Origin of the sequence: Parapedobacter indicus (assembly GCF_900113765.1) — a bacterium.
In the GTDB taxonomy this organism is placed as follows: Bacteria; Bacteroidota; Bacteroidia; order Sphingobacteriales; family Sphingobacteriaceae; genus Parapedobacter; species Parapedobacter indicus.
Genome location: NZ_FOQO01000002.1, coordinates 789,823 through 798,021, shown reverse-complemented (window position 1 = coordinate 798,021; position 8,199 = coordinate 789,823). Strand labels below are relative to the sequence as shown.

The window sequence follows — 8,199 nt, the reverse complement described above, 5'->3', positions numbered from 1 at the left end:
GGTGCGAATGTGCGGAGCTACGGGGAGTTTGCGGGGATGGCGCAGTTCAATTTCGGTGGCTTCGGGTTGGGCTACTCCTACCAGTTCAACCCGGGCAACGAACCGCTGAACCGTAGCATCGGCAACACCACCCACGAAATCGGTTTACAATACCGCTTCAGTGGCGCGATGGGATTATTATAGTGCGATAAAATAAAAAACCACCCTTTTGGGTAGGTGAGTATGGTGCTCCAATTGCTATATTTGCCTCGGCTTGTAAACCAAGGTTACAAGGACATTAAACAGGTACTATTCGCAAAATTTTTACATCTACCAAGTATGAAAATGAGCCAGTCAATCGTGCAGCTTTCGTGGCTGCAGGGCATGAAACAACGTTGTTGCCCTAAGTCATTAAGTTAAATTTTATTTGATCCGAAGCCGATGATGCACATGAACGTGTAGCGTAATGCCGCGATTGTGCACAAACAGCTAAATCTTACTATTCGCTATATGCAAATTTTTACTCGCCACGTAGCTGGCCTGCGTTATTGGAATAGCCTATTCCACCTATGGTTGACGGTATTGACGTTAGGGATGATGGCTTATAATGGTACTGCCTTATCAGCTCCCGTTCCCGGAGGGACGGTTTTGGCGCCAGGAGATATCGGAGTAATCCGGATAAATGAAGATGGGACGGATGGTTTTTCGTTGGTTACTTTAGTACCCTTAGCTTCCGGAACACATTTTTACATCACCGAAAATGGTTGGGGAGGCGCAACATTAAAATGGGTAACCAATGAATCGACTGCCGAGCTTATTACGAACACCGCTTATCCGGCGGGTACGGTCTTCCATTTTGATGAAGAAGCCGCAAACCAGCTTAGTGTAAGGGTCAACGGTGATGCCTCACCAAGCTATCAATTGACGGCGACCAATTTTAACTTGTCGACTGGAGATCAAATTATCATCTATCAGGGAACGAATGAAAACCCGGTTTTCATTACCGGCTTGCATCACGGCGATAGTGGAGAATTAAATCAGTATGGGTTTGGAAATGACGAAACGACGCGCTGGTCGGAAGAAAGTTCGGCGGTAGATGCGTACCTATCGGGAGTCGCATTATCGCGATTGCCCACAGGCCTCACAAACGGCATGAACTGTGTGTCTTTGTTTTATGATGTCTTTGAAGACCCAGAAAAGGACAATTCCCGCTATAACGGAATTACCGAAGGTACCCGGGCCGAGCTGATGGCGGCGATCAATAACAAGGCGAATTGGATTCATGACGATGGCACGGCTTATCCAAGGCAAAATACTACGTATACTGTACAACCTGATATAACGTCAGTACCCCTGAGCACAAACCCCACGCTCAACTTTACCAATAATATCGGTTTCAGTGATAACGTTGCGTCCGACGGGGATGGAGGGTCAGTATCCATCACTGACCTTGATCTGGGCGTTCTTCCGATTAATGACTCCGGCGCCAAATTGACCGCTGATCCAATTGAATACCACGATGGTTCCGACTGGCCGGGTTATCCCGCAGTTGTATCCTATGGTGATGTCAACATACATTTTGGCTGGTCTATTAGATCCAATAGTGGTGACAATTTTTCTTTAAAGGGACTTGATTTCCACGAATGGGGCGATTGGGGTGGCTATGAGTTTATCATTGAAGCATTTGATGACGGAATATCTAAAGGACAGGTCCAGTTTACGGGTAATGTTGACGGCTCTTATATCGAATTGAGAAACCCAGGTAATTTATCTGCTGTATTTACTAATATTGATGAGGTTTGGATTTATAAAGCGGATAGAACGAATTCCTTCGGTACCTTGAACAATATTCAGGTGGGTTTGCCTGTGGCGAATACATCACCAACGGCATCTTCCGTAGCCATTTCTGGTATGTTGCAAGTTGGCGAGATTCTCACCGCAACCTACACGTTTGCGGATGCAGACAGCGATACAGAAGATGGTAGTGCCTTCAAATGGTACCGTTACGACGCGGCCACCGGTGATGCCGGAAAGACGGCTATTGGTGGCGCTACCGCAACAACCTATACCCTCCAAGCCGCTGATGTAGGTAAATACATCAGCTTTGAAGTGGCACCGCATGACGGCACGGACGCGGGTACGCCGGTGGAAAGCGGAAGGCAGGGCCCGGTGATCGTAGCTCCAGTTGGCGATATTCCGCTGAATCTGATTTTCACCGCAACGTATGACGAAGCGAATGCATTCCAGGGTATATACGGGTACAACGCTACCAAAGGAGAAGCTGTGACAGCGGTGGATATTAACCCCTACGGCCCAGACGCGATGGTTGGTCTATCGTATTATTTTGATCATAAATTATTCGGGATTTTCAGGTTTTCCAATGGAACCGGATCATTTGGTTATTACGACGGAACGGAAGTCGTGGCTATTGAAGGGTTAGGCGACGGCATGTCGGCAACGGCTACAGCATTCGCCGAATATGACGGCAATTTGTATTTTATCTTAAACGACGAAAGTGGGTCGAACCACCAGCTTTGGCGGTATAGCTCGTTGACTCAATCCCCGACAAAAATCTCGAGCTCGCTTCAACGTACGGGAGCTTCGGCCTTGACGGTATATAACGGGAAGCTTTATTTTGCAGGGACGACTACCGCAGGGACGCGCATGGACCTCTATTCATGGGATGGTTCTGCGGTGCAACTGGTACCCAATTTTGCGGATGTGGCGTCACAACCGATTCGGTTTGCTGTATATAATGGTTACCTCTATATGGTCGCCGCTCCTTCTGGTATGGAAACCAACTTGGAACTTTATCGATACAGTGATGCCGGGGGCGGCAGTACGGAATTAGTGGCAGATTTAAATACCACGGGAAATAATCTTAGTAGTTCGAATGTCTACCATTTTACCCAGCATGCGGATAAGCTGTTTTTCGTAGCATCTTATAATTTTACCGACGGCAGGTTGTATTCGGTAAATACCGCTAATTACGTTACGGAAGAATACAATCCGCCCTTAACAAATGTAAACACTCCAGGAAGCCTGATCGTTGTTGACAACACCCTATATTTCACCTCCCCGGTCGATAATGTAGGTGGCCGCGAACTTATGCGCTATAACAGCACGGGCGATGTGACGAAACTTTCTAACTTTTCAACTCAAAATACATCAATAAGCAGCTTGGTGGCTTATGACGGTGATATCTATTTCGTCAGGGACAATGGAGATGGAAAAGGGACCGAATTGCAACGGTATTCCATCAATTCACAGACGTTCACAGCACTTTCGGATATCAACACGTCAGGAAACAGCTTCGACAATGGCGCCTCGTTAACGGCACTGCCATTGCATGTAGCACCTGTGGTGTACCGGGCAGCTACTGGACAAGTCTATTCCATAGGTGACCCGTCGCTGCCGATTGCTCCGGACCTGATGGTGTCTGATGTGGAAAAAACAACGCTAACCGGCGCTACGGTTAGCATCACTTCGGGTTTCGCCGACGGCGATGAATTGTACTTCACCAACCAATCGGGGATCTCGGGCAGCTATAGTGGATCAAGCGGCGTGTTGACGCTCAGCGGTACCGCCACAGTTGCTGATTATCAAGCGGCATTGCGCAGCGTTACATTTGGAAGTAGCTCAACCGAAGGTGGCGATCGGGTAATACTATTCCGCGTGGATAACGGTGAGCGCCAAAGCGCGATGTTGTCACCATCCGCCCATGCCGCGGTACGGGTTTCTGCGGGCACTACGGTTAGGGTCGATTTTGAAACAAAGCCGGCCGGATTGGAGGCACAGAGTGGCGGCGCTACGGGAAATCTGGCCGGAGCGTTCTCGATCACTGCAGGCAGCCTTGGGCAATTAAGTTTTGTCAGCTCGGCAAGTGCAATGACTACGCCGTTTGACGATCTGGAACAGACAACCGGAGAAAACGGAATGATGTGGAACGATAGCCAATCGGGTGGAATCAATAGCCTGGCTGTGTTGTCAGGCGATTATGTGAATCCTAAATATTTGGCGTTTCGCGCTGCGGACGGAAAAACCTTCGATCTAGATGGATTTACGTATTGGGATGATGGCGCCTTGAACGGGGCCATTTATTACGGAAATATTGCGGTATACGGGTATCGGGACAATGTGCAGGTGGCCTCGGAAATCCATTCGGTACAGATGGAATTCCCTTCGCCGATATTGCTGGGTGATGATTTTAATGAGGTCGACGAAGTACGGCTGCAGGTATATGATCCTCAGGATCCGACAATTGAATATACGCCAACAACCGGCTTGTTTGATAATTTCATGTTTGATTTAGGAGGTAGCCCTGAGCCGGTGGTTATTAGCCCGACAGACGGTATCCTTTACGTAAGTAAAGGCGCTACGGGCAACGGCTCCGGTGACAGCTGGGAAAATGCCATCCCCGAACTCGCGGATGCCTTGAAGTGGGCACGCGAGCAATGGGGCGATGACGGTGCCGATGCGGGATGGGATCAAGCCAACCCGCTGCAGATTTGGGTTACCGAAGGCGTGTACAAGCCGCTATATGACGCTGCCGATGGTGAATATACGGCCGATGGCGGTCGGGACAACGCATTTGTGCTGGTACCTTTTGTGCAACTGTTCGGCGGTTTCTCGGGTACTGAAACGGTGAGATCCGACAGGGATTGGAAGAACAATGAAACGATCCTATCGGGCGATTTGGATAACAGCAACGGCTTATCCAATGGAGATGCGTATCACGTGGTGATTGGCGTCAATTATGACGGCAAAACGATTAATGAACACACGGTATTAGACGGGTTCACCGTAACCGGCGGGAATGCAAACGAAAATATCGCACCGCAGACGGTCAACGGGGTGAGCATTACGCAGCAAGGTGGGGGCGGGTTGAGCATGACCCTTGGTAATCCAACGGTGGCCAATGTAATCTTCACCGGAAACCATGCGATTAATGGTGGAGCGGTATATAACAGCAATGCTTCGAACCCAAGCTTTAGGGACGTCTCGATCGTCAACAACACGGCATCCGGTACCGGGGCGGGCATGTTTAACGGTCCAGGTGCCAGTCCGCTGTTGGTGAATGTGGAGATAAGTAAAAATACGGCAACGGCACAGGGCGGTGGAATGGGCAATGTTAGCAATAGCAATCCCAAGCTGATCAACGTCATTATTTCAGAAAACGTTGGGGGCAATTACGGCGGGGCGCTGTATAATTACAGCTCCAGCCCGGTATTAACCAATGTAACGATTACAGGCAACTCCGCAACAACGCATGGCGGAGGGCTTTACAACGATGGTACGGGCACCGCCATGCTCGCCAATATGCTGATTTGGGGAAATACCGTAAACGGTGACGCTACAGGGGCATCCGCATCGATCTACAACACGGGTTCGGGCGCCCAACCATCGATTTCTTATAGCCTAATCGCAAACAGTGGTGGCAGCGGAAGCGAATGGAACACGGCTATCGCAACCGATGGAGGGCATAATTTGGATGCCGATCCGTTGTTTGCTAGTGAAACGGCTTTTCGGTACGCGCTTACCGCACTTAGCCCGGCACTCAATGCAGGGGATAACAACGCGTATACCACGGCTGGCGGTGACCTGGACAATGATCGCGATCTCGCAGGTGCTGCACGTCTGAAATGGAGCACCATCGACTTGGGTGCCTATGAATACCAATTGCCTCCTGCGCCGATACTGGAAGTGCCAGAACCGAGTACCTATAAAATTGGCGATGAGCTAGTGTTTGTCATTAATTTTCATGCACCGGTGACTGTGAATGGCGAGCTGACATTACTCCTGACGGTTGGCGAAACGCAGGAAAGCGTGATGTTTACCAGCCTTTCCGAAGATAAGCAATTTGCTACCTTCAAGTATACCGTAAAGGAAGGCGATTTGGACAACGACGGACTGGATGTGTCTGGTGTCATCGATTTGGAAGGTAGCAGTAGCATCATGTTTGATGATACGGAACTGGGTAGCGTGTCGCTGGCTTATACGCTCGCGTCAGCGTTGACTGATGTACAGGTAGATGGCGTTCGTGCGGTATTGACGAACGTTTCGATTGCTTCGGACAACGAGACATCAACAGCGGCAAAAGTAGGGGATAAAGTGATCATCACCATCGAAGCAAATGAAGCGATCGAGACACCAGAGATAGGAATTGCGGGAAACAACGCGACGGTGAGCGCAGTCGATGAAGATGGTTTGAAATGGATAGCGGAATATGTGTTGACCGATGCGGATGAATCGGGCGACGTTGTTTTTGCCATTGGTGGTCTATTGGATGCCGCAGGCAATACGACACCGAATGTGACGAGCGTTACTGATGAAAGCACCGTGACGTTTTTCAAAACTGCACCGATGGTGGAGGGTGTGGAAAACGGTGAATACTACAAGGAAGACGTAACGGCGACTTTCGACGAGGGTACGGCCACATTGAACGGTGAGCCTTACGTTTCTGGTACGCCTATTACCGAGGAGGATGAATACGAATTGGTGGTCACCGATGCCGCGGGCAACGAGACCACCGTGAACTTTGCGATTGATAAAACCGCTCCGGTAGTGGAAGGCGTGGAAGATGGTGCATACTACAACGAGGACGTAACGGTAACCTTCGATGAGGGTACGGCCACATTGAACGGCGATGCCTTCACTTCGGGCACGGAGATCACCGATGCGGCTGAATATGCATTGGTGGTGACGGATGCTGCGGGCAATGAGACCACCGTGAACTTTACGATTGATAAAACTGCTCCTGTAGTGACGGGTGTTGAAGATGGCGGATATTACAATGAAAACGTGACCCCTGCATTTAACGAGGGCACGGCGATGCTGAACGGCGATGCCTTCACTTCGGGCACAGAGATCACCGGCGAAGGTGGCTACAAGCTGACGGTGACGGATGCAGCGGGCAACATGACGGTGGTGGCCTTTACCATCGACAAGACCGTTCCGGTGGTGACGGGTGTTGAAGATGGCGGATATTACAATGAAAACGTGACCCCTGCATTTAACGAGGGCACGGCCACGTTGAACGGCGATGCCTTTACTTCGGGTACAGAAATCACCGATGCGGCTGAATATGAATTGGTGGTGACGGATGCGGCGGGTAACGTGACGGTAGTGGCCTTTACCATCGACAAGACCGTTCCGGTGGTGACGGGTGTTGAAGATGGCGGATATTACAATGAAAACGTGACCCCTGCATTTAACGAGGGCACGGCCACGTTGAACGGCAATGTCTTCACTTCGGGCACGGAGATCACCGATGCGGCTGAATATGAATTAGTGGTGACGGATGCAGCGGGCAATGAGACCACCGTGAACTTTACGATTGATAAAACTGCTCCTGTAGTGACGGGTGTTGAAGATGGCGGATATTACAATGAAAACGTGACCCCTGCATTTAACGAGGGCACGGCCACGTTGAACGGCAATGTCTTCGCTTCGGGCACGGAGATCACCGGCGAAGGTGGCTACAAGCTGACGGTGACGGATGCAGCGGGCAACATGACGGTGGTGGCCTTTACCATCGACAAATCCACTCCGGTTGTTGATGGTGTCGAGGACGGTGCGTACTACAATGAAGATGTAACGATCACCTTCGATGAGGGCACGGCCACGTTGAACGGCAATGTCTTTACTTCGGGCACGGAGATCACCAATGCGGCTGAATATGAATTGGTGGTGACGGATGCGGCGGGTAACGTGACGGTAGTGGCCTTTACCATCGACAAATCCACTCCGGTTGTTGATGGTGTCGAGGACGGTGGGTACTACAATGAAGATGTAACGATCACCTTCGATGAGGGCACGGCGATGCTGAACGGCGAGCCTTACGTGGCCGGCACGGAGATCACCGGCGAAGGTGGCTACAAGCTGATGGTGACGGATGCGGCGGGCAACATGATGGTAGTGGCCTTTACCATTGACAAGACTGCTCCGGTAGTGACGGGTGTGGAAGATGGCGGATATTACAATGAAAACGTGACCCCTGCATTTAACGAGGGCACGGCCACGTTGAACGGCGATGCCTTCACTTCGGGCACGGAGATCACCGATGCGGCTGAATATGCATTGGTGGTGACGGATGCTGCGGGCAATGAGACCACCGTGAACTTTACGATTGATAAAACTGCTCCTGTAGTGACGGGTGTTGAAGATGGCGGATATTACAATGAAAACGTGACCCCTGCATTTAACGAGGGCACGGCCACA

1 protein-coding gene and 1 pseudogene are annotated in these 8,199 nt (G+C 50.5%); both read left to right on the top strand.

From position 1 onward, the window contains the following. Window positions 1-183 (top strand): annotated as a pseudogene (locus BMZ56_RS25580) (hypothetical protein); the annotation flags it as partial. A gap of 306 nt (window positions 184-489) precedes the next feature. Then, window positions 490-8,199 (top strand): choice-of-anchor Q domain-containing protein (locus BMZ56_RS06730; protein ID WP_218146483.1); only part of this gene is annotated, 7,710 nt, incomplete at its 3' end.